Origin of the sequence: Cyanobium sp. Candia 9D4 (genome assembly GCF_024346155.1) — a bacterium.
GTDB classification, from domain to species: Bacteria; Cyanobacteriota; Cyanobacteriia; order PCC-6307; family Cyanobiaceae; genus Cyanobium; species Cyanobium minutissimum.
On record NZ_JAGQCK010000002.1, the window covers coordinates 26,137 to 51,346 of the forward strand.

Annotated in this window: 26 protein-coding genes and 1 riboswitch; of the genes, 7 read left to right on the forward strand and 19 right to left on the reverse strand. The window is 70.5% G+C overall.

What is annotated here, in order from left to right:
* Positions 1-21: 21 nt before the first annotated feature.
* The 8 genes from KBZ08_RS04695 to ruvB form a co-directional block, all read right to left on the reverse strand.
* Positions 22-1,134 carry a DUF3800 domain-containing protein gene (locus KBZ08_RS04695; protein ID WP_254971767.1) on the reverse strand — a complete coding sequence of 371 codons (1,113 nt, stop codon included), beginning with the start codon at positions 1,132-1,134 and terminating at the stop codon, positions 22-24.
* Positions 1,135-1,755: 621 nt separating this feature from the next.
* A complete protein-coding gene (locus tag KBZ08_RS04700; RefSeq protein ID WP_254971770.1) occupies positions 1,756-2,226 on the reverse strand; it encodes a cupin domain-containing protein in 471 nt (156 codons plus the stop codon).
* Between the two features lie 7 nt (positions 2,227-2,233).
* Positions 2,234-3,622 carry a phosphomethylpyrimidine synthase ThiC gene (gene thiC, locus KBZ08_RS04705; protein ID WP_254971772.1) on the reverse strand — a complete coding sequence of 463 codons (1,389 nt, stop codon included), beginning with the start codon at positions 3,620-3,622 and terminating at the stop codon, positions 2,234-2,236.
* A 93-nt stretch (positions 3,623-3,715) separates the two neighbouring features.
* Positions 3,716-3,832, reverse strand: a riboswitch (TPP riboswitch).
* Between the two features lie 133 nt (positions 3,833-3,965).
* A complete protein-coding gene (locus KBZ08_RS04710; RefSeq protein WP_254971773.1) occupies positions 3,966-4,565 on the reverse strand; it encodes a HEAT repeat domain-containing protein in 600 nt (199 codons plus the stop codon).
* A 5-nt stretch (positions 4,566-4,570) separates the two neighbouring features.
* A complete protein-coding gene (locus KBZ08_RS04715; RefSeq protein ID WP_106222911.1) occupies positions 4,571-4,834 on the reverse strand; it encodes a DUF3188 domain-containing protein in 264 nt (87 codons plus the stop codon).
* A complete protein-coding gene (locus KBZ08_RS04720; RefSeq protein WP_254971776.1) occupies positions 4,831-6,072 on the reverse strand; it encodes an amidohydrolase in 1,242 nt (413 codons plus the stop codon). The genes KBZ08_RS04715 and KBZ08_RS04720 overlap by 4 nt, the downstream gene beginning before the upstream one ends.
* A 34-nt stretch (positions 6,073-6,106) precedes the next feature.
* Positions 6,107-6,928, reverse strand: a complete 822-nt coding sequence (locus KBZ08_RS04725) for a tetratricopeptide repeat protein (protein WP_181280222.1) — start codon at positions 6,926-6,928, stop codon at positions 6,107-6,109.
* Positions 6,925-7,998 (reverse strand): Holliday junction branch migration DNA helicase RuvB, encoded by a 1,074-nt coding sequence (gene ruvB, locus KBZ08_RS04730; RefSeq protein WP_106222909.1) that lies wholly within the window; start codon positions 7,996-7,998, stop codon positions 6,925-6,927. Before ruvB ends, KBZ08_RS04725 begins: the two co-directional genes overlap by 4 nt.
* A 62-nt stretch (positions 7,999-8,060) precedes the next feature.
* Between ruvB and smpB the strand changes: the two genes are divergently transcribed.
* The gene (smpB, locus tag KBZ08_RS04735) at positions 8,061-8,561 is read left to right on the forward strand and encodes an SsrA-binding protein SmpB (RefSeq protein WP_106222908.1); all 501 of its coding nucleotides are present in this window, start codon (positions 8,061-8,063) and stop codon (positions 8,559-8,561) included.
* A 9-nt stretch (positions 8,562-8,570) separates the two neighbouring features.
* Here the strand turns inward: smpB and KBZ08_RS04740 are convergent, their stop codons facing one another.
* Together KBZ08_RS04740 and KBZ08_RS04745 are read right to left on the reverse strand one after the other, a co-directional pair.
* Positions 8,571-10,715 carry a protein kinase domain-containing protein gene (locus tag KBZ08_RS04740; protein WP_254971781.1) on the reverse strand — a complete coding sequence of 715 codons (2,145 nt, stop codon included), beginning with the start codon at positions 10,713-10,715 and terminating at the stop codon, positions 8,571-8,573.
* Complete coding sequence (locus KBZ08_RS04745; protein ID WP_370515434.1) at positions 10,712-11,758, reverse strand: cysteine synthase A; 1,047 nt, start codon at positions 11,756-11,758, stop codon at positions 10,712-10,714. The genes KBZ08_RS04740 and KBZ08_RS04745 overlap by 4 nt, the downstream gene beginning before the upstream one ends.
* A 60-nt stretch (positions 11,759-11,818) precedes the next feature.
* Between KBZ08_RS04745 and egtB the strand changes: the two genes are divergently transcribed.
* Genes egtB through KBZ08_RS04770 form a run of 5 tightly spaced genes read left to right on the forward strand, consistent with a single transcriptional unit; the run spans position 11,819 to position 15,563 of the window.
* Positions 11,819-13,069: an ergothioneine biosynthesis protein EgtB gene (gene egtB, locus KBZ08_RS04750; RefSeq protein ID WP_254971783.1), complete on the forward strand. Its 1,251-nt coding sequence runs from the start codon at positions 11,819-11,821 to the stop codon at positions 13,067-13,069.
* Entirely contained in the window at positions 13,063-14,034 is a 972-nt protein-coding gene (egtD, locus tag KBZ08_RS04755) for an L-histidine N(alpha)-methyltransferase (protein ID WP_106222905.1), read from the forward strand. Before egtB ends, egtD begins: the two co-directional genes overlap by 7 nt.
* Positions 14,031-14,267 carry a hercynine metabolism small protein gene (locus KBZ08_RS04760; protein WP_094584291.1) on the forward strand — a complete coding sequence of 79 codons (237 nt, stop codon included), beginning with the start codon at positions 14,031-14,033 and terminating at the stop codon, positions 14,265-14,267. Before egtD ends, KBZ08_RS04760 begins: the two co-directional genes overlap by 4 nt.
* On the forward strand, positions 14,264-14,749 hold the full coding sequence (locus KBZ08_RS04765) for a hercynine metabolism protein (protein WP_254971784.1): 486 nt from the start codon (positions 14,264-14,266) through the stop codon (positions 14,747-14,749). Before KBZ08_RS04760 ends, KBZ08_RS04765 begins: the two co-directional genes overlap by 4 nt.
* Positions 14,750-14,762: 13 nt before the next feature.
* A complete protein-coding gene (locus tag KBZ08_RS04770; protein WP_106222904.1) occupies positions 14,763-15,563 on the forward strand; it encodes a YdcF family protein in 801 nt (266 codons plus the stop codon).
* A 29-nt stretch (positions 15,564-15,592) separates the two neighbouring features.
* Here KBZ08_RS04770 and KBZ08_RS04775 read toward each other — a convergent pair whose 3' ends face one another.
* The 7 genes from KBZ08_RS04775 to KBZ08_RS04805 form a co-directional block, all read right to left on the reverse strand.
* Positions 15,593-15,856, reverse strand: coding sequence for a hypothetical protein (locus KBZ08_RS04775; RefSeq protein ID WP_035832975.1), 264 nt, complete (start codon positions 15,854-15,856; stop codon positions 15,593-15,595).
* A gap of 55 nt (positions 15,857-15,911) precedes the next feature.
* Positions 15,912-17,414, reverse strand: a complete 1,503-nt coding sequence (lysS, locus tag KBZ08_RS04780) for a lysine--tRNA ligase (RefSeq protein ID WP_106222903.1) — start codon at positions 17,412-17,414, stop codon at positions 15,912-15,914.
* A gap of 70 nt (positions 17,415-17,484) precedes the next feature.
* Positions 17,485-18,387, reverse strand: a complete 903-nt coding sequence (rpaB, locus tag KBZ08_RS04785; protein WP_254971786.1) for a response regulator transcription factor RpaB — start codon at positions 18,385-18,387, stop codon at positions 17,485-17,487.
* 139 nt (positions 18,388-18,526) lie between these two features.
* Positions 18,527-19,867 (reverse strand): sugar ABC transporter substrate-binding protein, encoded by a 1,341-nt coding sequence (locus tag KBZ08_RS04790; protein ID WP_254971788.1) that lies wholly within the window; start codon positions 19,865-19,867, stop codon positions 18,527-18,529.
* 3 nt (positions 19,868-19,870) lie between these two features.
* Positions 19,871-20,482: a rod shape-determining protein MreD gene (locus tag KBZ08_RS04795; RefSeq protein WP_106222900.1), complete on the reverse strand. Its 612-nt coding sequence runs from the start codon at positions 20,480-20,482 to the stop codon at positions 19,871-19,873.
* Complete coding sequence (gene mreC / locus KBZ08_RS04800) at positions 20,482-21,222, reverse strand: rod shape-determining protein MreC (RefSeq protein ID WP_015109777.1); 741 nt, start codon at positions 21,220-21,222, stop codon at positions 20,482-20,484. Before mreC ends, KBZ08_RS04795 begins: the two co-directional genes overlap by 1 nt.
* Before the next feature lie 5 nt (positions 21,223-21,227).
* Positions 21,228-22,274: a rod shape-determining protein gene (locus KBZ08_RS04805; RefSeq protein WP_043327022.1), complete on the reverse strand. Its 1,047-nt coding sequence runs from the start codon at positions 22,272-22,274 to the stop codon at positions 21,228-21,230.
* Between the two features lie 159 nt (positions 22,275-22,433).
* On the opposite strand from KBZ08_RS04805, the gene KBZ08_RS04810 reads away from it, so the two are divergent.
* Complete coding sequence (locus KBZ08_RS04810) at positions 22,434-22,826, forward strand: single-stranded DNA-binding protein (RefSeq protein ID WP_254971791.1); 393 nt, start codon at positions 22,434-22,436, stop codon at positions 22,824-22,826.
* 140 nt (positions 22,827-22,966) lie between these two features.
* On the opposite strand, the gene KBZ08_RS04815 is transcribed toward KBZ08_RS04810, so the two are convergent.
* Together KBZ08_RS04815 and ahcY are read right to left on the reverse strand one after the other, a co-directional pair.
* A complete protein-coding gene (locus tag KBZ08_RS04815; protein ID WP_254971793.1) occupies positions 22,967-23,623 on the reverse strand; it encodes a DedA family protein in 657 nt (218 codons plus the stop codon).
* A gap of 74 nt (positions 23,624-23,697) precedes the next feature.
* Positions 23,698-25,140: an adenosylhomocysteinase gene (gene ahcY / locus KBZ08_RS04820; protein ID WP_254971795.1), complete on the reverse strand. Its 1,443-nt coding sequence runs from the start codon at positions 25,138-25,140 to the stop codon at positions 23,698-23,700.
* Between the last annotated feature and the right edge of the window lie 70 nt (positions 25,141-25,210).

Genomic DNA, 25,210 nt, shown 5'->3' on the forward strand with positions numbered 1-25,210 from the left:
GGTCCAAGAGAAGTAGGTGCACTATAGATGCCTCAAGTATCTAGACAGCTCTGGGAAGGCACTTTCGCTTGCAATGTCATGCTTGCGATCACTTGCGATCAGAATTCTATTCCTGGCCTTACCTGCTCTTCTGAGATAGGGGGCAACCTGAGATTCAGTTCTTGCCATCCAGCGGCGAAGATCATCTGCAGAATAGGGAATCTTTACGCCGCCGTCAGAACTTGCAATGATAACATCGCTATCTCTAGCATCTGCAAATATCCGTGATGTCAGCTGTGTCGGGTTCAGGGTGGCGCCGGATGTCTCATGCAGATGGTCAATGATTTCTTGCCTGTGAATATACTTCCCAGGATTCATCTCAAATCTCCACAGGAGATACCGGATGGCATCTGCCCTGAGGATGCTTTCTGGTTCGTCGGAAAGCATCATCTTTTCGACATAGACTCTTGCATTGCGCAAAGCAATTGATCTGATTACTAAGTCGGTATCGTGTGAGGTCTCTAATTGATCTTGAGTAGCATCTGGTGGAGGCCACTCCTCAATCACTAATTGATTCCGCCCTTGATCTGGGATCAGGCTGTTGTCATCAATGCCATCATAGATTCGCCTAATACTCCCGGCAACAACGTCTGCAATCTGGATGAGCGGAGTTTCGCGGCTGCCATCAAAGCAAAAGCTTTCTAAAAGTGAAGTTTCAGACGAGATATACTTTTCAAAGCTTTCCATGAACTCGGATCGCCCATACTCATCGGCATATACTGAAATCTCAAGAGATGAACTCTTGAGTCTATTGTAAAACATCCGGTGCAAAAACTTGTAGAAAGACGGCTTGAATCGAAGACCCGAATCCCTCCATATTCTTCTCTTGTCAACAACTAGACAGAACGCATTAATCTCCTCCTGAAAGATGTCCATTAAAATCTGCCTTCGCCTGTTAGATGCCAAGCCAATATTGCTGGATTTCAATTCTCCGACGCCAGCATGTCGGGATACAATATCTTTTGAAGACCTGATCCTGGAATGATGATGCTCTTCTTCAGCGACTATCGCGCAGATCACGTAGTAGTCATTTGAGTCCTGGTATTCGTCATTTAAATGAGGGCTCCCAGACTCGTCAACATAAACATACTTCATGGATCAGGCCAGGTACTTTCGCGTAGGCGGTCTCGGCGGTCATGAATAGTGGGGAGTAGACATTGGCCAACATAGACACCTCGAAATCTAACTGGATTAAACCGAAAGGTTCCTGCATTACCTTTCCGTAGAACTTGTTCTTCGACGGTTCCGCGAACCACCCCAAGCCGGCAGCCCCATTCAAGATAAGACAACTGAGCTCATAGCAGACAGACTCAGAAACACTTGGGCAGCAACGACACTCTATCCAGGATCCCCAACTCCAACCGCAGTTAACGAGTCCGTGAACCACTTGTGTCCACGGCTACAGCAATGCGGATTGGTGTCACTCATGTGAGATGCTCCAGGGGCAGTCCCAGCGCCTTCCAGGCCCGCAGAGCGCCGCGCATGCTGGCCAAGCCTGTGAGCCCCTTCTGTTGCAGTTGTTGGGTGTCTGGGCGGAGCGGTTGCCGGGGATGCGCCGTCCGGGGCCTGCTCCTCCGTATCAGAACGCACCTCCAACCACCGACAGAGGGCCTGCCGGGAACGCAGGTTGGCCGGCAGGGCCTCGGAGATCCGGTTGGGGTAGGGAGGTGCAGGTTCTCCATGGTGCCCACGAAGCCGCGCCCATCGGCCTCCCGATCACACGGAGGCAAACGCCTGGATCACTGCCAGCGCGCCAGGGAACATCTCACCCAAGGCCCTCAACTCCATCCTCTCCATGCCCTCAGGCTCCACCCTTCCCCACACACTGGTGCCCAGCAGCGCATATCCAAAGGCGCCACCGGCAGCCACCCGGCCTGCATGAAACGTGCCAGCGGCAATCGCCAGCTGGGGCCGCTGCCCCGCCGCCAGGTCACTGCCCACCCGATGCCGTGAGGCCACGCCATCGGCGGACACCAGCAGCACCTCCAGTGAATCCCCCAGGTAGTGGTGATACACCTGATCCTGGGCGATGCGATGGAGCTGGACGCCTCGCTCCGGGCTGGCCAGGAAATAGAGGGCACCGCCAGGGATCGCTTCAGAAACGAAGCTCTGAGCCACCAGGCCGCAGGTGCGGTGGGGTTCCAGGCCCAGGAGGGTGATCACCTCCTGGGCCGTTGGCTGTGCCACCCCCAACTCAGACCCCCAGTGGTTCCCCCTGGGCCTTCTTCTGCTCGGCCAGCACCTGCTCCAGACCCTCGATGTCGGCGTCGGTGATCTTGGTCTGCATCGGGCAGTGCTTGGGTCCGCACATCGAGCAGAACTCGGCCTGCTTGTAGATGTCGGCCGGCAGGGTTTCGTCGTGGTACTCGCGGGCCCGCTCCGGATCCAGGCTCAGGTCGAACTGCTTGTTCCAGTCGAAGGCGTAGCGGGCCCGGCTCAGCTCGTCGTCGCGGTCGCGGGCGCCGGGGCGGTGGCGGGCGATGTCGGCGGCGTGGGCGGCGATCTTGTAGGCGATCAGGCCCTCGCGCACGTCTTCGGCGTTGGGCAGGCCCAGGTGCTCCTTCGGCGTCACGTAACAGAGCATCGCCGTGCCGTGCCAGCCGGCCAGCGCCGCGCCGATGGCGCTGGTGATGTGGTCGTAGCCGGGGGCGATGTCCGTCACCAGCGGGCCGAGCACGTAGAAGGGCGCCTCGCTGCACTCCTCCATCTGCTTCTTGACGTTGAACTCGATCTGGTCCATCGGCACATGGCCCGGACCCTCCACCATCACCTGCACGTCGTGCTTCCAGGCGCGGCGGGTGAGTTCACCCAGGGTCTTCAGTTCGGCCAGCTGGGCGGCATCGGAGGCATCGTGCTGGCAGCCTGGCCGCAGCGAATCCCCGAGGGAGAAGCTGCAGTCGTAGCGCTTGAAGATCTCGCAGATGTCGTCGAAGCGGGTGAACAGCGGGTTCTGGCGGTGGTGGTACAGCATCCACTGGGCCAGGATGCCGCCGCCGCGGCTGACGATCCCGGTGAGCCGTCCCTTCACCTTGGGCAGGTGCTCGATCAGCAGGCCCGCGTGGATCGTCTGGTAGTCGACGCCCTGCTGGCAGTGCTTCTCGATCACATGCAGGAAGTCGTCCTCATCGAGCTTCTCGATCATCCCGTGCACGCTCTCCAGCGCCTGGTACACGGGCACCGTGCCGATCGGCACCGTGGAGGCATTGATGATCGCCGTGCGCACCTCATCGAGGTTCACGCCGCCGGTGGAGAGATCCATCACCGTGTCGGCGCCGTACTTCACGGCCAGCTTCAGCTTGGCCACCTCCTCATCGAGGTCGGAGGCATTGGGGGAGGCGCCGATGTTGGCGTTCACCTTGCACTTGGAAGCAATGCCGATCGCCATCGGCTCCAGGCCAGGGTGCTCGATGTTGGCGGGGATGATCATGCGGCCCCGGGCCACCTCCTCCATCACCAGCGACTCGGGCAGGTTTTCCCGTTTGGCCACGTAGGCCATCTCCTCGGTGATCACCTCCTGGCGGGCGTAATGCAGCTGGGTGACGTTGGCTTGACCACGACGCTTCTGGATCCAGGCGCTGCGCATGACGGGAAAGGCAGAGGACGGGGCGTCACGCCGGCGGTGGCCGGACAGGGACGTTGGGGCCGAAAGGGTGGGGCCGAATGGACGGTGGGCAGCCTGAGAGCTTCCGCACTTCCCTGCGCCGGCATGACCCGGATCAGGTTCGGAGGGTGTGATCTCAGCCCTGGGCGAAGCGATCGGTGGATCCTGCGCCGGGCACCCCTAGTGACGTTGGAAAGCTAGCAAGGCTGAAGAAGGTCAAGGGGTAGGCCACAAGGATTCCGGGATCTGTACTGGCTGTACAGATCCGCCCGACAGCGCGCCACCCCATCACAAGGCCCCGCGAGCCCCCGGCCCGGGGCAGGGGTCAGCCCTGCAGGCCGTCCAGGGCCACGGCCGTCACCCGGTGGTCGCCGTCGCCCTGCAGCGCCGCCAGGGCCTCGCGGGCCTGGGCCGCCTCCGGCCCCCGGCCCTCGCGCACCAGGCGCCCGAGGATCTCGGCCCCGCCGGCCCGCACCGTGCCGTCGCCATCGGCCACCGCCTCCCGGGCCAGCTCCAGCAGCCAGGCCGGAGGCATGGCCTCCTGCTCGGCCAGGGCCGAGAGGATGCTGCAGCGCACCAGCCACTGGTCGTCGGCCACGAACGCATCCCGCAGCAGGGGCCAGGCCCGCTCCACCCCGTAGCTGGCCAGGGCGTTGGCGGCCTCGGCGCGCACGTTGGCGTCCTCGTCCTGGCGCACGGCCGTCGCCAGGGCCGCCCAGCCGACCTCGCTGCGTTTCACCCCCAGCCCGGCGCAGGCCAGTGAGCGGATCACGAAGGTGGTCTGCTCCAGCCCCAGCAGCAGCAGCGGGATCGCCGCCTCCGGCTCCACCCCCCGCAACCCCGCCAGGGCGGGCATGGCCCGGCTCGGATCGCCCGAGGCGATCGCCTGCCGCGCCGCTTCCAGATCGGGGGTGGAGTCACTCACGGGGATCAGGGCGGAGATCCTTCACCTTGGCGCAGCGCGCCGCAGGCTGGGGGCCCCTGGCGCAGGGCCCGCAGCAGCTCGGCCCGGCGCCGCCGCCGCCGGATCCAGCTGGTGGTGAGCAGGCCGGCGCCGATCACCAGGGCGGGCACCGCCGGCAGCCGGTCGGTCCCCTGGCGGGTGAGCAGCACCAGCAGGGCCAGCAGGATCAGCAGCGGCGAGGAGAGCGCCAGCAGCGCCGCCCGGAAGCGGGAGGGCCGACGGCCGCTCAAACCGGCTGCTCCATCCAGCGCAGCAGGCTGAGGGTGAGCACCTTGATGCCCACCTCCAGGCAGCCCTCATCCGGATCGAAGCTGTTGCTGTGCAGGGGCGTGCAGCCGCCCGGCCCGGCCACCCCCAGGCGGAACATGGTGCCGCGGGTGCCCTCCAGCAGCTGGGCGAAGTCCTCGGCCCCCAGCGACGGCTGCTCCAGCCACTGCACCCGGGAGCGGCCCAGCAGCGCCACGGCCGCATCGGCCACCAGCTGGGTGAGCTCCGGGTCGTTGTGCACCGGCGGCGAGATGCAGCGGTAATGCACCCGGGCCTCACCGCCATGGCCCTTGCAGAGCGCATGCACGGTGTCTTCGATCCAGCCCGGCAGCTGGGCGTGCACCTCGAGATCCAGGCAGCGCACGGTGCCCAGCAGCCGCACGTGGTCGGCGATCACGTTGAAGGCCTTGCCCCCCTCGATCAGCCCGAAGCTGACCACCACCGGATGCAGCGGATCCAGCCGCCGGCTGATCGCCTCCTGCAGCCCGCTCACCACCCGGGCGGCGATCCAGATCGCGTCGGTGCTCTGGTGCGGCCGGGCGCCGTGGCCCCCTTCCCCCAGCACCTCCACCTCCAGTTCCCCCGCCGCGGCCGTGAGGCTGCCGCTGCGCACCCCCACCGTGCCCACCTCCAGGCTCGGAAACACGTGCACCCCGAACAGGGCCTGCACCCCCTCCATCGCCCCGTCGGCCCGCATCCAGGTCGCCCCCTCGGCCGTCTCCTCCGCCGGCTGGAACAGCAGCCGCACCCGGGCCGTGAGCCGATCCGCCATCCCGGCCAGCAACCGCGCCACCCCCAGACCCACGGTGGTGTGGATGTCGTGGCCGCAGGCATGCATCAGGCCCTGGCGGCTGGAGGCATAGGGCAGCTCGGTGCGCTCCTCGATCGGCAGGGCATCCATGTCGGCCCGCAGGGCCACCAGCGGCGCCCCCACCGGCCCCAGCTCAGCCACCACCCCGGTGCGGCCCACCCCTTCCCGCACCTCCCAGCCCCAGCGCCGCAGCTCCCCGGCCACCAGGGCGGCGGTCTGCTGTTCGTGGCCGCTCAGCTCGGGGTGGCGGTGGATGTGGCGGCGGATCTGGATCAGCTCCGGCAGCAGCGACCGCAGGGTGTCCTCCAGCCCCAGGGCGTCCCAGGCCCCATCCCCCCCCTCGGCAGGGCCACCACGGGCGGCGATGGGGGAGACGGACAGCGGGGTCATGGGCGGAGGGGGAGGCCGAGGGGTCGAAGCCGGTTCAGGAGGCCAGGGCCAGGAACTGGGCCAGAGCCTGCACGGGCACGGGCGGCCAGCGCCGTATCTGCAACAGCCATTCTTCCTGCCGGTAGCGGGGATCGAGCCCGGAGGCCGCGGCCCAGTGGCTCTCGGCCTCGCCCCGGGCCCCCCGCCGCCACAGCAGCGCCGTCAGGCCGGCGCGGGCATCGGCGAACAGGGGATAGCGGCGGATCAGGTCGCGCAGCTGCTTCTCCGCCACCGTGGTGTCCCCCAGCTGGAAGGCGGCCAGGGCGGCGCTGGAGCGGGCCATGGCGAAGCCCGGCCGGGCGGCGGCGGCCGCCTCGAAACAGGCGCGGGCCGCCGGCCAGTCGCCCCGGGAGCCCTCCACGTTGCCCAGGTTGTAGAGGGCGGAGGCATCCTCCGGATTCCGCTCCAGGATCCAGGCGTAGTCGGCGGCGGCCTCCGGCCAAAGGCCCAGGGCCTCCTCGGCGGTGCCCCGGTTGAGGTGGGGGTCGGCGCTGGCGGGCTCCAGGGCGATGGCCCGGTCCTGGTCGGCGATCGCCGCCCTGGCATCCCCCAGGGCCAGCTGCACGTTGCCGCGGTTGCTCCAGGCCGAAGCGTCCTCGGGCGCCAGATCCACCACCCGGTCCCACAGCGGCAGGGCCTCGCCGAAATGACCCTCGCGGCTGGCGGCCAGGGCCTGCTCGAACAGGGCCGGCAGCGACGTCGCCCCCACCGCTGCTCCCGCCCCTGCGCCGCCATCGGCCCGCAGGGCCGGCGGCCAGGCCAGCAGCCCCACCAGCAGCACCAGCAGGGGCAGCACCGCCACTGCGCGCCGTCTCATGCCGCCACCGCGGAGGCACCGTCGAGGTGGGCGCGGCCGGCGGGGGTGACGACCCGCCCCCGGGGCGTGCGCTGCAGGAAGCCCAGCTGCAGCAGGTAGGGCTCCACCACCGCTTCAAGGGTGGCGGGATCCTCCCCCAGCCCCGCCGCCAGGGTTTCCAGCCCCACCGGCCCGCCGCCATAGGTCTCCAGCATCAGGCCCAGCAGGCGCCGGTCGCTGGCATCCAGGCCGCGGCCATCCACCCGGTGCAGGGACAGGGCCTCCTCCACCAGCGCCGCATCGATCCGGCCGTGACCCCCCACCGCCGCCACATCCCGCACCCGGCGCAGCAGCCGGTTGGCGATGCGGGGCGTGCCCCGGCAGCGGCGGGCCACCTCCTGGGCGGCGCAGGGCTGCAGGGCCAGCTGCAGCAGGCCGGCGGCCCGCTGCACGATCGCCTCGAGGTCATCGAGGCCGTAGAACTCCAGCCGCTGGATCAGGCCGAAGCGATCCCGCAGCGGCGAACTCAGCGAGCCGGCGCGGGTGGTAGCGCCCACCAGGGTGAACGGGGCCACCTCCAGGCTGCGAGTGCGGGCCGTGGTGCCCTTGCCGACGGTGAGGTCAAGGCGGAAGTCCTCCATGGCCGGATACAGGATCTCCTCGGCCACCCGGTTGAGGCGGTGGATCTCATCGATGAACAGCACCTCGCGGGGCTGCAGGTTCACCAGCAGGCCGACGATGTCGCGCGGGCGCTCCAGGGCCGGGGCGCTGGTGATCCGGCAGCGCACCCCCAGCTCCTCGGCCAGCACCAGGGCCATGGTGGTCTTGCCGAGGCCGGGGGGGCCGTAGAGCAGCACGTGGTCGAGGGCCTCCTGGCGGCGGCGGGTGGCCTCCACGGCGATGCGCAGCACCTGCTTGAGCTCGCTCTGGCCGATGTAGTCATCCAGCCGGCGGGGCCGCAGGCCGTCCTCCCGCACGGGGGGCTCCTCCTCGGGCCGGGCGACGGGATCCACCAGCCGTTCCGGCGCCGCCCCGGTGCGCTGGGCCGGGGGGCCGCCTGCGGCCGTTCCTCCCGAAGAGATGATCGCCATAGCTGGAGGGTACCGGCTGCTGCCTAGGGTCGGGGAGCACCCAGGTGATCAGGAACGCGGCGATGGCGAAGGGGCCCGGCAGGAAGGGCGGTGGCGCCAAGGGCGCCGATCCGGCCAACCGGCTGCTGGCCGACAACCGCCTGGCCCGCCACCAGTACGAGATTCTCGAAACCCTCGAGACCGGCATCGAGCTGCTCGGCACCGAGGTGAAATCGATCCGGGCCGGTCAGGTGAACCTGCGCGACGGCTTCTGCCTGATCCGCAACGGCGAGATGCAGCTCCACAACGTCCACATCTCCCCCCACAGCCACGCCGGCAGGTTCTTCAACCACGAGCCGCTGCGGGTGCGCAAACTGCTGGCCCACCGCCGCGAGATCGACAAGCTGCGCGTCGCCCTCGACCAGAAGGGCCTCACCCTGATCCCCCTCAACCTGCACCTCAAGGGCTCCTGGATCAAGATCACCATCGGCCTGGGCAAGGGCCGCAAGCTGCACGACAAGCGCGCGGACGAGAAGAACAAGCAGATCGCCAAGGAGACCCGGGCCGCCGTCGCCCGGCTCTGAAGCCCGGCTTCAGTTGCTGGGCGGTGCGGGCGGCGCCGGTGGACTGGCGGGGGCCGGGGACGCCGGGGCCGCGGGGGCCGGCGTGGCCCCGGGGGTGGCCGGGGCCGGGGCGGGCGCGCTGTCCTGGGGCTCCTCGGGGGCCGGTGGCGCCTCCGGCGCCGGCGGCGGCGTGGGGGCCGGCGGATCGGCCCGCAGCGACAGGCGGATCAGGGCCGGGGCGACGCCGTCGTTGGTGAGCAGCAGCTGCACCGGCGAGCTCTTCTGGCCATCGAGGGTGACCACCCGCAGCGGCCCCCTCGGCTCCAGCTGCGTTCCCCCGGCCGAGTAAATGCTCATCTGCAGCAGCGGCGAGCCGCTGACGCCGAGGGCAAGGCCGTGGCCGGCGGGCAGGCGGATCGGGAACAGGCGCGCCCCACTGGCCGGCACCTCCGCCGACAGCACCTGGGCGGTGCCGGAGGGGGCCTCGATCGGCTCGATCCTGAGGTTCTCCAGCGTCAGTTCGGCGGCGGCATACCAGATCTGGCGGAAGGGTTCCGGCGGCATCGCCTGGGAAGCCCGGCTCGGCAGCAGGTTCTGGACGCTGGCCGACACCAGCTCCCGCAGCACCGCCGGGCTCAGCCCCTGGCGCACGAAGGAGCCCTGCCGCTGCTCCCAGTCGCTGGCGCTGAAGCTGCCCAGCCGACGCCGCAGGGGCAGGGGCAGCTGCTCCACCCGGGCCAGCCATTCCTCGGCCAGTTCGTTCCACACCCGCCGCAGCGGTGCGTCCTCCAGGGAGTCGGAGGGCAGCCGGCCGTTGCGTTCGGGGTACTGGGCCAGCAGGGCCGCATCCACCAGGCTCAGGAACCAGGCCCGGTCCACCTGCATCGCCCGCAGGCGGTTGAGCAGCTGCTGGCGCTGGTCCACCTCCGACGGGGGCAGGCTGCTGGGGAGCTCGCTCTGCCCGCCGGGGGCCGGGGCGGCCACCTTGCCGCGGCTCAGCCACCACCAGCCCACCGCCGTGCCGACGACCGCCGAGAGCACCAGGGCGATCAGCACCGGCCAGAAGCCCCCCTCGGCCTCCTCCTCCCGCTCCTCATGGCGGCGCCGCACGCTGTCGGTGACGGGAACGGGGGCCGGCGGCGGGGGCGGGGTGGCGGCCGTGCGCGGCGGCAGCTGGGGCTCCGCCCGCTCCACGGCAGGCCGGAGGGGCGCTGCCGCGACGTCCGCCACCCCATCCGCCGCCATGGCCGCGGCGATCGCCGCCTCGGCGGCGGCAGGGGCCGGTGGCTGCGGCGGCGGGGCGGCCGGGGCGGCCTCGGGCACCAGCACCACCGTGCGGTCGGCCCGCGGCACCGGCCCCATGCTGTCGGGCATCACCAGGGACTGGAACGCCACCAGGGCCTGGCCGGCGGAGGCGAAGCGCTCCTCGGGGTGGCGGCTCAGCAGCCGCTGCAGCTGGCGCAGCAGCTCCGGCTCGTTTTCCAGTGCCGCCGGCCAGCGCCACTGCATCGTGGCCGGATCAAGCAGGCGCTCCGGCCCGTCGCCGCTCAGCAGCACCAGGGACACCACCCCCAGGGCGTGCAGATCCATCCAGGGCTGGGCGGGCTCGCCCCGGGCCAGCTCCGGCGGCGCGTAGCCCGGGGTGGCCCCCAGCAGCCGTTCCCCGGCGGGGCCGCCGGCGCTGCCCCGCACCAGGCCGAAATCCAGCGGCACCGGCAGGCCGTCGCTGTCACGGCGCAGCAGGTTGGCGGGGCTGAGGTCCCCGTGCAGCAGATCCTGGCTGTGCAGGGCGGCGAGCACCGGCAGCAGCTGGCGCAGCAGCAGCAGCACCTCCCCCGCGCCGAACACCAGCTGGCGCTCGGCGCGCAGCTCCAGCAGCTGCTGGTAGGTGCGGCCCGCCTGCCACTCCCGCACCAGCCAGAGCTGGTCGTCGGCCTCAATCACGGCGCCGATGCGGGGCACCTGGGGGTGGAGCACCCCCTGCAGCCGCGACCACAGCTCCCGCGCCCGGGCCTGGTCCTGCTCCGGGCCGATGCGGCGCAGGGCCACGGGCGCATCGGCGGCCAGCTGGTCGCTCGCCAGCCACAGGTCCCCCTGGGGCCCGCCCGCCTCCGCCCCGAGACGGCGCTCCAGCCGGTAGCGGCCGCCGATCACCTGGCCCTGGGCTGCGGTCATGGGATCAGGGCCGCCCCGGTGCGCTGGGGCTGCTCGAGGCCGCGGCCCGCCAGCCACTCCCGGTCGTAGAGGCGGGAGCGGTAGCGATCACCGCTGTCACACAGCACGGTGACGATGCGGTGGCCGGGCCCCAGCCGCCGGGCCGTCTCCACCGCCGCCGCCACGTTGATCCCCACCGATCCGCCCATGAACAGGCCCTCCTGCCACAGCAGGCCGTAGATCGTGCGCAGGGCCATGGGGTCATCGATCCGCACCGCGTCGTCGATCGGCGCCCCCTCCAGGTTGGCGGTGACACGGCTGTTGCCGATGCCCTCGGTGATCGAGTTCCCCTCGCTCTTCAGGGTGCCGTCGGTGGCCCAGCTGTAGAGGGCGCTGCCGCAGGGGTCGGCCAGGACGCAGCGGACCCTGGGGTCCTGCTCCTTGAGATAGAGGGCCACCCCGGCATAGGTGCCGCCGGTGCCGGTGGCGGCCACCCAGGCATCCAGCCGGCCCCCGGTCTGCTGCCAGATCTCCGGGCCGGTGCTGCCGTAGTGGGCCCGCCGGTTGGCGAGGTTGTCGAACTGGTTGGCCCAGACGGCGCCGGGCGTCTCCTCGGCGATGCGACCCGAGAGGCGCACGTAGTTGGCCGGGTCGCTGTAGGGAACGGCGGGCACCGTGCGCACCTCGGCGCCCAGGCTGCGCAGCAGGCCGATCTTCTCCGCCGACTGGGTTTCGGGGATGACGATCAGGCAGCGGTAGCCGCGGGCATTGCAGAGGTGGGTGAGGCCGATGCCGGTGTTGCCGGCGGTCCCCTCCACCACCGTGCCCCCCGGCTTGAGCAGGCCGCTGGCCTCCGCCTCCTGGAGGATGCCCAGGGCGGCCCGGTCCTTCACCGACCCGCCGGGGTTCATGAATTCCGCCTTGCCCAGGATCTCGCAGCCGGTCAGGGCGCTGAGGGCATGGAGCCGGATGAGCGGCGTGCCGCCGACCGCCCCGCTGAAGCCCTCGGTGATCCCGGTGCTCATGCCGTCGCTGTGGGCTCCCATGCGGCTGGCCTTCTCCATGGCTGCGTGGCCGGATCGTAGGGAACATCCCTATGGTCGCCCCCAGAGAACGGCAGGACCATGGGCTCCAGGGCACACGCGCCGGCGGACATCACCTGCCTCCTGCAACGGCTCCAGGCGGTCCGCCAGCACAGTGAACGCCTGATCGAGGGCCTGGAACCGGAGGACCTCTGCCTCCAGGGCATGGCCGATGCCAGCCCCGCCAAGTGGCACCTGGGGCACACCACCTGGTTCTTCGAGACCTTCCTGCTGGAGCCCCACCTGCCGGGCCACGCGACCCCCGATCGCCGCTGGGGCCATCTGTTCAACTCCTATTACGAGGCGGTCGGCAGCCGCCACCCCCGCCCCGAACGGGGCCTGCTCACCCGGCCGGCCATCGGCGAGGTGCTCGCCTGGCGCCGGCGGGTCGACGCCGGGCTGGAGACGCTGCTGCTGGAGCTGGATCGGGGCCCCGCCGACGACGCCGCCCCCCTGCTGGAGCTGGTCGAGCTGGGGCTGCAGCACGAGCAGCAGCACCAGGAGCTGCTGCTGATGGATCTGCTCGACGGCTTCAGCCGCAACCCGCTGGAGCCCGCCTACGGCGACGAACCCCCCGGCGCCGGGGCAGCGGACATCACCGGCGGCTGGCGCTCCCACCCCGGCGGCCTGGTGGAGATCGGCCACGCCGGCGGCGGTTTCCACTTCGACAACGAGGCCCCCCGGCACCGGCAGTGGCTGGAACCCTTCAGCCTGGCCGAAACCCTGGTCACCAACGAGGCCTACGCCGCCTTCATCGCCGATGACGGCTACCGGCGGCCGGAGCTGTGGATGAGCGAGGGCTGGGCGCTGGTGCAGCAGCGCGGCTGGCGCGCACCGCGCTACTGGCGCGGGGAGTGGGAATTCACCCTGGCGGGCCGCCGGCCGCGCCTCCCCCAGGCCCCCGTGCGGCACCTCAGCTGGTTCGAGGCCGATGCCTTCGCCCGCTGGAGCGGCGGCCGGCTGCCGAGCGAAGCCGAATGGGAGCTGGTGGTGGCGGAAGCCGCCCGACCGGGCGGCCGCCCCCTGCCCCAGGCCTTCGGCGCCCTGTGGCAGTGGACCGCCAGCCCCTACCGGCCCTACCCGGGGTTCCACCCCGCCGCCGGCGCCGTCGGGGAATACAACGGCAAGTTCATGACCTCCCAGTTCGTGCTCCGCGGCAGCAGCTGCCTCACCCCGGCGGGCCACGCCCGCCCCACCTACCGCAACTTCTTCGGGCCCCACTGCCGCTGGATGGCCGCCGGAGTGCGGCTGGCCCGCGATGGCGCTGACGACGGCACCGGCACTCCATGCTGATCGACCTCCATCCCGAGCCGGCCGACATGGCCCGGCTGGTGGTCGACGGCATGGCCCGCCAGCCGAAGCAGCTGCCGGCCTGGCTGCTGTACGACGCCGAGGGCTCCCGCCTGTTCGAGGCCATCTGCGAGCAGCCGGAGTACGGCCTCACCCGCACCGAGACGGCCCTGCTGGAGGCGAAGGCGCCCGAGCTGGCCGCCGCCCTCGGACCCGGGGTGGTGGTGGAATTCGGTGCCGGCAGCGCCCGCAAGGTGGGCCCCCTGCTCGCCGCCCTGCGGCCCGCCGCCTACGTCGCCCTCGACATCAGCGCCGACCACCTGGCCCCCGCCTGCCGGGCCCTGCAGCAACGCCATCCCGACCTGCCGGTGCTCGGCATCTGCTGCGACTACAGCCGCCTGGAGCAGCTGCCCGACCACCCCGCCCTGGAGGGCCACGGCCGCCTGGGCTTCTACCCGGGCAGCTCGATCGGCAACTTCGATCCCGCCGGCGCCCGGGACCTGCTGCGCCAGTTCCGCCGGCTGCTGGGGCCGGGCAGCCGCCTGCTGATCGGCATCGACCAGCCCAAGGCGGTGGAGCGGCTGGAGGCGGCCTACAACGACGCCGCCGGCTGGTCGGAGGCCTTCGCCCGCAACCTGCTGACCCGGCTGAACCGTGATCTGGACGGCGATTTCCACCCCGACGACTTCGACTACCGGGCCTGGTGGGACGCCGGCCAGTCCCGCATCGCCATGGCCCTGGTGAGCCGCCGGGAGCTCACCGTGCAGCTGGCCGGCCGGCCCTGGCCATTCGCTGCCGGCGAAGCCCTGATCACCGAGTACAGCCACAAGTACGCCCCCGGGGCCTTCCTCGCCCTGGCCGCCGACGCCGGCTGGGTGGGGGCGGGCCGCTGGAGCGATGCCGCCGGCGATTTCGCCCTGCACCTGCTGGTGCAGGCAGACTCGGAACAGCACCGGAGCGAGCCATGAGCAGGGAGGAGCAGCGTCAGTCCATGCGCGGGGTGCGCGAGGGGCTGATCGAGGAACTCGAGGACCTCTACCGCCGGGCCTTCGATCGCATCGGCGAGCAGGATCTGGGGGAGGGGGCCATCGCCCGGCTCACCCAGCTGCTGCTGCGCTCCCGGGAGGCGGCCATCACCCCCCTGCAGGAGGAGATCGAGGCGCCCCTGATCACCCGCGCCCCCGGCGAACCGGTGCCATGAGCAGCAGCTGGCTGGAGGAACTGGAGGCGCGGCTGGATCAGCAGCTGGAGGGCTTCCTGCGCACCAACCCCCAGCAGGAGGAGCTGCTGCGGGAGCAGGCCGCCCGCGACCGGCAGCGGCAGCTGCTGGCCGAACGGGTGCGCCTGCGCCAGCAGGCGGAGGAGCAGCGGCGCGAACTGCTGCGGCTGGCCGAGGAGATCCGCCAGTGGCAGGAGCGCACCGGCCGGGCCCGGGCCGCCGGCGCCGAGGACCTGGCCGGCCGGGCCGAGCAGCATGTGACCGGGCTGATGGACCAGGGCCGCCACCGCTGGCGCGCCCTGGCCGATCTGGGCCAGCGCTTCGCCGGCGTGGAGCAGGAGCTGGCCGAGCTCACCAGCCGTCCCCGCACCGGCGCCGCCTCCACCCCCGACCTGGAGGCCGACTGGGCCCGGTTCGAGGCCCAGCAGGAGCTGCAGGAGCTGAAGCGCCGCAGCCAGCGCTGAACCCCGCCGCCCCATGGGTTTCCTGCTCTCGAAACTGCTGCCGCTCGGCCTCTACCCCCTCGGCCTGGCCCTGCTGCTCCAGATCGCCGGCCTGCTGGGCGGCCAGCGCCGCTTCGGCCCGGTGCTCTCCGGGGTGGGCATCGCCCTGCTCTGGCTGGCGGCCACCCCCCTGCTGAGCCGGCAGCTGGTCTGGAGCCTGGAGGAGCGGGCCGCCCGGCTGACGCCGGCGCCGATCCCGCGGGCCGATGCGGTGCTGGTACTGGGCGGCGGCCTGCGGCCGGCCCTGCCGCCGCGCCAGGGGGTGGAGGTGAACGAGGCCGGCGACCGGCTGCTGCGGGCCGTGGCCCTGATGCGGGAAGGCAAGGCCCCCTGGCTGCTGGTGACCGGCGGCAAGGTCACCTTCATGGCCAACGATCCGGCGGCCGGTGAGGCCCGGCTGGCCAAGGCCCTGGCCACCAGCCTGGGGGTGGCGGCCGATCGGATCGTGACCAGCGAAGAAGGGCGCAACACCGGCGAGGAGGCGGGCGCCCTGGTGCGGGTGGCCCGCCAGCGGGGCTGGACCTCCCTGCTGCTGGTCACCAGTGCCACCCACCTGCCCCGTTCCCTCGCCACCCTGCGCCGTGCCGCTCCGGAGCTGCGGATCATCCCGGTGGCCTGCGACTTCCAGCTGCCCGACCGGCGTTCCTTCGGCACACCCACCCTGGCGGGCACCCTGATGGGCGTGCTGCCCAGCGCCGAAGCCCTGGTGCTCACCACCACGGCCATGCGCGAACATCTCGGCCTGCTGGCCTACCGGCTGCGGGGCTGGATCTGAGCGGGACCGGAGCGGGGCCCCGGGGCGGGCTACTTCTTGGGAGCCGGCGGCACCAGGCTCACGCCCTCGGGCGGCGGGGTGGGGTCGGGATCGGCGATGAGCATGTGCTGGAGAACGATTTCCGGACGTTCACTGTCCCGCCAGCGGATGCGATACGCGGGCATCTTGGTGCCCCGGCTGGTGGTCTGCTCCACGGGCTCCATGACCCAGCCACGGCGGGATCGCCCCTGGGGATTGCGCTTCACCACCGCATCGGCGTGTTGAAAGCGAAAACCGACGCGCTCACCACTCATACCAGAGCCCCGAGGGGGAGAAGGCCAACTGGGGCCATTATCCCACTGCGTCGGTTCAGGCCTTTTCGCGGGCCTCCGGGCGCAGCAGGGGGAAGGCGATCACATCCCGGATCGAGGGGCTGTCGGTGAGCAGCATGGCGAGGCGATCGATGCCGATGCCGAGGCCGCCGGTGGGGGGCATGCCCACCTCCAGGGCGTGGAGGAAATCCTCGTCCACCGTCTGGGCTTCGGGGTCCCCCGCCTGGCGGCGCAGCTGCTGCAGCTCGAGCCTGGCGCGCTGATCGAGGGGGTCGATCAGTTCGCTGAAGGCGTTGGCCGTCTCCCGCCCGACGATGAACAGCTCGAAGCGCTCCACCAGCCCCGGCTTGCTGCGGTGGGCCCGGGCCAGGGGCGAATTCTCCACCGGGTAGTCCATCACGAAGGTGGGCTGCACCAGGGTGGTCTCCACCGCCTGCTCGAAGGCCTCCACCAGCAGCCGGCCGACGCTGTCAGCGGCCTCGGGGGCCGCCAGACCGGCGGCCTCCATCGCCGCCACCGCCTCGGCGCGATCGCCGAAGCCGCTGAAATCCAGGCCGGTGGCCTGCTCCACCAGCTCGTGCATGGTGACCCGCCGCCAGGGCGGGGTCAGGTCGATCTCGGTGCCCTGGTAGGTGATCCGGGTGTCCCCGCAGACCTCCAGGCAGGCCGTCGCCAGCAGCTGCTCGGTGAGATCCATCATCGTGTGGTAGTCGGCGAAGGCCTGGTAGATCTCCACCGAGGTGAACTCGGGGTTGTGGCGGGTGCTCACCCCCTCGTTGCGGAAGATGCGCCCCAGTTCGTAGACCCGCTCGAAGCCGCCCACCACCAGCCGCTTGAGGTGCAGCTCGGTGGCGATGCGCAGGGTCAGGGGCAGGTCGAGGGCGTTGTGGTGGGTGGCGAAGGGGCGGGCGTCGGCGCCGCCGGCCTCCGTCTGCAGGACGGGCGTCTCGATCTCGAGGAAGTCACGCTCGTCCAGCCAACGGCGCATGGCGCTCACCAGCCGGGCCCGGCGCCGGAAGGTTTCGCGGGTGTGGGGCGAGACGATCAGATCCAGGTAGCGCTGGCGGTAGCGCTTCTCCACGTCCGCCAGGCCATGCCACTTGTCGGGCAGGGGCTGGAGCGCCTTGGAGAGCATCACCCAGTCGGTCACCTTCACCGACAGCTCGCCCCGGTCGGTGCGGCGCAGGCTGCCGTGCACGCCGATCCAGTCACCGCCATCCACCAGGGAGGTGATCTGGGCGAAGGCCTCGGGCTCCTCCGGGTGGGCCGCCAGCAGGGCGGCCTTCTCGATGAACAGCTGGATCGGGCCGGATTCGTCGGCGATGGTGAAGAAGGCCAGCTTGCCCATCACCCGCCGGGTCATCACCCGACCGGCCACCGCGACGTCAACAGCCCGCTCTTCGCCGTTGGCCAGGTCGGCGTGGGCCTGCTGCAGCTCGGCGGTGCGGTGGCTGGGGGCGAAGCCGAGGGCATAGGGGGCCCGTCCCAGGGCCTCCAGGGTGCGGGCTTTCTCCAGACGGGTCTCACGCAGATCCGACAAGGCAGGCAGGGGGATGGAGAAGGATCGCAGCCATCCTGCAGGATCAGCCGACGGCGACCAGGCGGGGGACTCAGCCGGCGGCGGCCAGGGTTCCCTCGCCCATGCGCTGGGAGGCGTAGCCCGTGCCGCGCACCGTGAGGATCAGCTCCGGGTTGCGGGGGTCGGGCTCGAGCTTGCCGCGCAGGCGCGCCACGTAGACATCCACCACCCGCAGGTCGGCGGCCCGGCGCGGCGGGTAGCCCCAGAGCTGCTCGAGGATCTCGGCCCGGGGCACCACCCGGCCGGGTTCGCGGAACAGCAGCTCCAGCAGGCTGAATTCGGTGTACGTGAGGGCGATGCGCTGGCCCTCGCGGGTCACCTGGCGGCGGTTGGTGTCGACCACCAGATCCCCCACCCGCAGCACGCCGGATCCCGTGGGCAGCTCCCGCGGCTCGCTGGTGGCGGCCCCACGGCCCATGCGGCGCAGGATCGTGGAGATGCGGGCCTCCAGCTCCTTGGGGCTGAAGGGTTTGGGCAGGTAGTCGTCGGCCCCCAGGTCCAGCCCAGCCACCCGCTCGGCGATGGCATCGAGGGCGGAGAGGAAGATGATCGGCACGCAGGATTCGGCCCGCAGCCGCCGGCAGACGGCGAAGCCGTCCAGCTTCGGCAGCATGACGTCAAGGACGACCAGGTCGGGCTGCTCCTTGTGGAACAGCGCCAGGGCCTCCTCACCGTCCTCGGCGCACAGCACCCGGTAGCCGGCCAGCTGCAGACGCATCAGCAGCACCCGGCGCACGGCCGCTTCGTCGTCGACGACCAGCAGAGTGGCGATCGGCTGGGTGGGCTGCTGGTCGGAGGGAGGGGGAGACGCGGGCTGCTGAACGGCGGGAGCCCCACCGGAAGACTCCTGCAGATCAGCCCCGTCGGTGAAGGGGGAAGCCGGCGACGCAGAGGACGCAGAGGATGCAGAGGATGCGACCGATTGCGTGGGCATCGCTCCTGTCCGACCGGATGAAGAATCGCAACCATAACGCGACGCCGTTTCAGGCCGTGAACACGGGATCGGCTCCGGCAGCAGGCCTCTGGCCGATTGACAACATTTCTTCAGGGTGCCAGTCCCGCCGGCGGCGGCCTCAGGGCCAGCGGGCCTCGGCGTAGCTGTTCCACTGCCGCTCGGCCTCCGCCAGGGCCGCATCGCTGTCGAGCTGCCCCAGCATCGCCCGCTGCAGCTGGGTGTAGAGGATCGCCTGCAGTCGTTTCACCCCCGGGGTCGCCGGCACCAGCACCCGCGCCGCGGCCAGGGTCTCGATCGACAGCAGTCGGGCGCTGTGGACCAGCCGCTCCTGCCCGTCGGCGGGCACCGCCGCCCGCAGCCGCCCCTCCAGGCTGGCCAGGGCACCGCGGGAGGAGGGCAGCACCCGGGCCTCCTCGGCGAAGGCCAGCTGGTTGGCGGCATCGCTGAGGAACAGGGCGAAGCTCAGCGCCTCCGGGGCCATGGCGCTCTGACGCGGCACCACCAGGTTCATCACCGCCACGTTGGCCTCGCCGCTGGCCCCGGTCAGGGGCGGGAAGGGGGCGGAGGTGGCGGCGATGCCGGGGGCGTTGGTCTGCAGGTTGCGCAGGAAATCCGGGCCGCTGGCCACCTGGGCCAGGTCCCCCGCCTGGTAGAGCTCGATCGCCCGCCGGTAGCCCTGGCTCACCACCTCCCGCGGCAGCAGCCCGCGGCGGTAGAGATCGCTCCAGAAGGCGAAGGCCCGGCGACCGGCGGGGCTGTTGAACGCCGCCCGCTGGCGGTCGTCGAGCAGCCGCACCCCCATCTGCACCAGCGCCTCCATCAGCTCGCCGGAGTCGTCGGGGACCACGGTCACGAACAGGGCGTAACGGCCGGTGCGGCGCCGGACGGCCTCGGCATAGGCGGGCACCTCCTCCCAGCGGCGCGGCGGAGCGGCCAGGCCGGCCTTCTGCAGCAGCCGGCGGTTGGCGATCGTCACCCGGGCCGTCAGGTACCAGGGGATGCCGAACTGTTCGCCCCCCTGCTGGCCGGAGGTCCAGATGCCGGCCAGGTAGCGCTCGGCGGCATCGGCGGGCAGCAGGGGCGTGAGGTCCCTCAGGCCCCCCTTGCTGGCCAGGTTGGCGGCGAAGTTGGGGTTGAGGTTGACCAGATCCGGCGCGGTGCGGGCAAACACCGAGGCCAGCAGCTTGCGTTCCACCGACCCCCAGGGCACGTCGGTCCAGCGCACCGTCACGCCGGGATGGGCCCGCTCCCAGGCGGCGATCACCCGCCCCATGTAGGCGTTGAAGCGGGGCGCCAGGTCCAGGGTCCAGACGTTGAGCACCTTGCCCCGGCCGGACGCTGGCGGCCGGGCACAGGCCCCGGCGGCGAGGGCGAGGGCGAACGGGGCGGCCAGCAGCCGCAGGGCCTGACGGCGGGGCAGGCGGGACGGCCGGCTGGAGTGGGGAGACATCCTGGCCATGGCCTAGCGGCGCCAGCCGGAGCCCAGTTGCCGCCAGAGCAGCAGTTGCAGGGAGCAGAGCATTGGTGCGAGCAGGGCCGTGATCAGGGTCTGGGCAAGCAGAACCCGCAGGCCGGATCCCGCCAGATCATCCCAGCGCCAGCCCGGCAGGGCCAGCAGGGCCGGATTCACCCCGTGCTCCCGGGCGCTGCGGCTGGCCAGCGGTCCCGCCTGCTGGAGCACGTCCCGGGTGCCGATCCAGTCGAGGACGCCCCACTGCAGCATCAGGGTGAGGCCCAGCACGGCCGTTCCCAGCAGGGCAAGCAGGCCGAGGCTGAAGCTGCGCTGGATCGGCGCCGCCCGCCGTCCCATCCGCCCCCACCACCAGCCCAGCAGCAGCAGGGCGGGAATCTGGGTGACACCGCCGGGGTGGAGGGCATCCAGCAGCAGGCCCAGGGCCAGGCCGGCGCAGGCCCCCGAGAAGGGCCCGTCGCTGAGCGCCCAGGGCAGCAGCCACAGCACCGCCCAGCAGGGACCGACGCCGTCGAGGGCCAGCCAGCCCGGCGAGGCCAGGGCCAGCAGCGGCACCAGCAGAACCGTGGCGGCGAGCAGGGGCTGCCGGGTGAGCAGGTCCATCAGCGCACCTGCACCTGCACCCAGTCGAGGGCCGAGACCGGCGCGATCAGCTGCACCACCGCCTCCGGCGCCGGATCGGCATTGGCGTCCATGGTCTGGATCACGCCCACCGGCAGGTTGGGGGGCACCAGGGTGCTGGCCGGGGAGGTCACCACCACATCACCGGGGCGGGCCTGGGGATCCTTCTCCAGAAAGCGCAGCAGGGGCCGGGCGGTGCCGATGCCGGTGAGCAGGCCATGGTGCTGGGTGCGCCCCACCCAGACCCCGACCCGGCTGCTGGGGTCGGTGAGCAGGGTGACGGTGGCGGTGCTGGGGGTGACGCTCCCCACCAGACCGACCAGGCCACCGGGGCCGAGCACGGCCTGGCCGGCCCGGATGCCGCTGAGGGCCCCCTGGCCGAGCAGCAGCTGGCGCCACCAGCCGGATCCCTCCCGGGAGATCACCGGCGCCGTCACCCGGTTGGGATTCTTCTGCTGCAGCTCCAGGAGCGAGCGCAGCCGCTGGTTGTCACGCTCCAGCTGGGCCAGCCGGGCGCCGTCTTCCACCCGGCGGGCCGAGCGCAGCCATTCGGCCTGGGCGGTCCCCGGCCAGAAGGGCCGGCTGAGGAAGGCGTAGGCGTCGGTGAGCATGGCCCCCTTGCTGAGACGCACGGCCACGAGCGCCAGCAGCACCAGCAGCCAGGGCAGGAGGCGTCGCAGGGAGGAGCCGTCGACGAAGCGGAGCCAGCGCCATGCCGGCATCGGACTCAGGCCGTCTGACGGGCGAATTCGGGGGTGTCGAGCACGCGCTCAAGCCGGCTGTAGTCCTCCAGGACCATGCCGCAGCCGTTGACCACGCAGAGCAGGGGGTCCTCGGCCACATGGGTGAGGATGCCGGTCTCGTGGCTGATCAGGTCGCAGATGCCCCGCACCAGGGCACCGCCGCCGGCGAGCATGATCCCCCGGTCGACGATGTCGGCCGCCAGTTCGGGAGGGGTGCGCTCCAGGGTGCGCTTGACCGCCTCGACGATCACGTTGAGCGGCTCGGCCATGGCCTCGCGGATGTCGCCGGCCCGGATGTTGATCGTGCGCGGCAGGCCGGAGAGCAGGTGCAGGCCCCGCACGTCCATGGAGGTCTCGTCGTGGCCGTCGTCGGGGAAGGCGGAGCCGATGCGGATCTTGATGTCCTCGGCGGTGCGCTCGCCCACCACCAGGTTGTGGACCTTCTTGAGGTACACGCTGATGGCGTCGCTGAGCTCGTCGCCGGCCACCCGCACCGACTCGCTCAGCACGGTGCCGCCCAGGCTGAGCACGGCCACCTCGGTGGTGCCGCCGCCGATGTCGACGATCATCGTGCCCACCGGATCGGTCACCGGCAGACCGGCGCCGATGGCGGCCGCCACCGGCTCATCGATCAGGTGCACCTGCCGGGCCCCGGCCAGGCCCGCCTGATGCACGGCCCGGCGCTCGACGCCGGTGACGCCGCTGGGGATGCCGATCACCAGCCGCGGAGCGATCACGCCGCGGCCTTCGTTGCCCTTCTGGATGAAGCTCTTGATCATCTGCTCGGCGGCGTCGAAGTCGGCGATGACGCCGTCGCGCAGGGGCCGGATCGCCCGGATGTTGCCGGGGGTGCGGCCGAGCATCAGCTTGGCCTCCTCGCCCACCGCCAGGGGGGTGCCCCGCTCCAGGTCGATGGCCACCACCGACGGCTCCTGCAGCACGATCCCCTTGCCCGAGACGTACATCAGCGTGTTGGCCGTCCCCAGGTCGATGCCGATGTCGCGGGAGAACTGGAAACGGCGGAAAAACACGGGCAAGGCCTCTGGCAGCGGTCAATCATAGGTGGGGCATTCCCGGAGCCCCCCCGGGGAGCCGGCGGGTGTGACAACCGGGACGAAGGGTGGAACGGAAAGGGAGAGGCCCCCGATCGGGGTGCCGCATCATTGATCCATTCGTTCCAGGAGCACGCCATGGGCGTCAATTCCATCACCCTCGTCGGCCGGGCCGGCCGCGACCCGGAGGTCCGCTACTTCGAATCCGGCAGCATGGTCGCCAACCTCACCCTGGCGGTGAACCGCCGCAGCCGCGACGACGAGCCCGACTGGTTCAACCTGGAGATCTGGGGCAAGCAGGCCCAGGTGGCCGCCGACTACGTCCGCAAGGGTGCCCTGATCGGCATCATCGGCTCCTTCAAGCTCGACCGCTGGACGGACAGGGCCAGTGGTGAAGAACGCAGCAAGCCGGTGATCCGCGTCGATCGGCTGGAGCTGCTCGGCAGCAAGCGGGACGCGGAGAGCGGCGGCGGCAGCTTCGGCGGGGGCTTCGGTGGCGGTGAGCCCAGCCAGGAAGAAGTGCCCTTCTGAGCATTTCGACCGAGCTGTCGCCGCGGGGGCTTGTGCCAGTGGCCCAGCCGGGTTATCAAGCGTCCGAAGCCAGAGAAGGCGCCCCCCGGGGCGCCTTTTTTACTGTCCGGGGCGGGGCCGGGACCCTTGCAGGCACTCCGTCAGGACCGATGGCGGCTCTGCTTCCAGATCCGCAGCCCCACCCACACGGCCCCCGCCAGCACCGCCAGCACCAGCAGCACCTTGATCACCCGGGCGGCCGGCTCGATCCAGAGCTCCACGTTCGTGTAGCTCTCCCCCAGCGCCAGCCCCGCCAGGGTCAGCAGCAGGGTCCAGATCAGGCTGCCGGCGGTGGTCCAGATCAGGAAGGGCGTCAGGGGCATCATCTCGATGCCGGCGGGCACCGAGATCAGGGTGCGGATGCCGGGCACCAGCCGTCCCCAGAACACCAGCGCCGTGCCGTGGCGGCTGAACCAGCGGCGGCTGCGGTGCAGCTCCTGGGGGCTGATGCCGATCCAGCGGCCGTGGCGTTCCAGCCAGTGCTCGATGCGCTCCTCGTTCACCAGCCGGCCGATGCCGTACCAGGGAAGGGCACCGAGCACGGTGCCCAGCAGGCCGGCCAGCACCACCGGCACCAGGGAGAGCTTGCCCTGATGCACAAAAAACCCCCCGAGCGGCATGATCAGCTCGGAGGGAATCGGGGGGAACAGGTTCTCCAGGAACATGGCCGCGAAGATCGCGCCATACCCTGCCGCCGGGTTGGCCTCCACCGCCGCGCCGATCATCTCGGGCAGCTTCTGGACCAGTTCGATCGCCATCGGGCCAGCCGGATCAGAGGCGCCAGTCTTCCACGACGGCCCGGACGCTGCCAGCAGCGCCGGGCCGTGGCCGCTCAGTAGCGGTAGTGGTCGAGCTTGTAGGGGCCTTCCACCGGCACGGCGATATAGGCCGCCTGCTCGGGGGTGAGCTCGGTGAGCCTGGCACCGATCCGGTCGAGGTGGAGACGGGCCACCATCTCGTCGAGGTGCTTGGGCAGCACGTAGACCTCCTTGCCGTACTCATCGCCCTTGGTGAAGAGCTCGATCTGGGCCAGCACCTGGTTGGTGAAGGAGTTGCTCATCACGAAGCTGGGGTGACCGGTGCCGCAGCCCAGGTTCACCAGCCGGCCTTCGGCCAGCAGGATGATCCGGTTGCCGCTGGGCAGGATCACGTGATCCACCTGGGGCTTGATGTTCTCCCAGGCGTACTGCTTGAGGGACGCCACATCGATTTCGTTGTCGAAGTGGCCGATGTTGCACACGATCGCCTGATTCTTCATGGCAAGCAGGTGCTCGTGGCGGATCACATGGTAGTTGCCCGTGGCGGTCACGAAGATGTCCACATCCGCCACCACGTCCTCAAGACGCACGACGCGATAGCCCTCCATGGCGGCCTGCAGGGCGCAGATCGGATCGATCTCGGCGATCATCACCGTGGCGCCGAGCCCGCGCAGGGACTGGGCCGAACCCTTGCCCACATCGCCATAGCCGAGCACCAGGGCCACCTTGCCGGCCACCATCACATCGGTGGCGCGCTTGATGCTGTCGACCAGCGACTCGCGGCAGCCGTAGAGGTTGTCGAACTTGCTCTTGGTGACCGAGTCGTTGACGTTGATGGCCGGGAACGGCAGCTCACCGCTCTTCTGCATCTGGTACAGACGGGCCACACCGGTGGTGGTCTCCTCGGTGACGCCCTGGATGTTGGCGTAGATGCGGGAGTAGAAGCCCGGCTGAACCGCCAGCCGCTGGCGGATGGAGTTGAACAGTGCAACTTCCTCCTCGCTGGAGGGGTTGTCGAGCACCGAGAGATCCTTCTCGGCCTTGCTGCCGAGCACCACCAGGCCGGTGGCATCGCCACCGTCGTCGAGGATCATGTTGGGGGTGCCGCCATCGCCCCACTCGAGGATGCGGTGGGTGAAGGCCCAGTACTCATCAAGGGTTTCACCCTTGTAGGCAAACACCGGGATGCCGGCGGCGGCGATGGCGGCGGCGGCGTGGTCCTGGGTGGAGAAGATGTTGCAGGAGGCCCAGCGCACCTCGGCGCCGAGGGCCACCAGGGTCTCGATCAGAACGGCGGTCTGGATCGTCATGTGCAGGCTGCCGGCGATCCGGGCACCCTTCAGGGGCTGCTCGGCACCGAACTTTTCGCGCAGGGCCATCAGGCCGGGCATCTCGGTTTCGGCGATCGCCAGTTCCTTGCGGCCCCAGTCGGCCAGGCCGAGATCGGCGATCACATACGAAGACGTTGCCTGAAGACCAGCGAAGGCAGCCTCAGGGCTGGAAGGTGTTGCCACCATGCATGGGAAGCTCCCCGAAGGGAGGACGAAGAAGTGGAAATATCTGCAGAGACGCCGAGGCTTCGGGCTC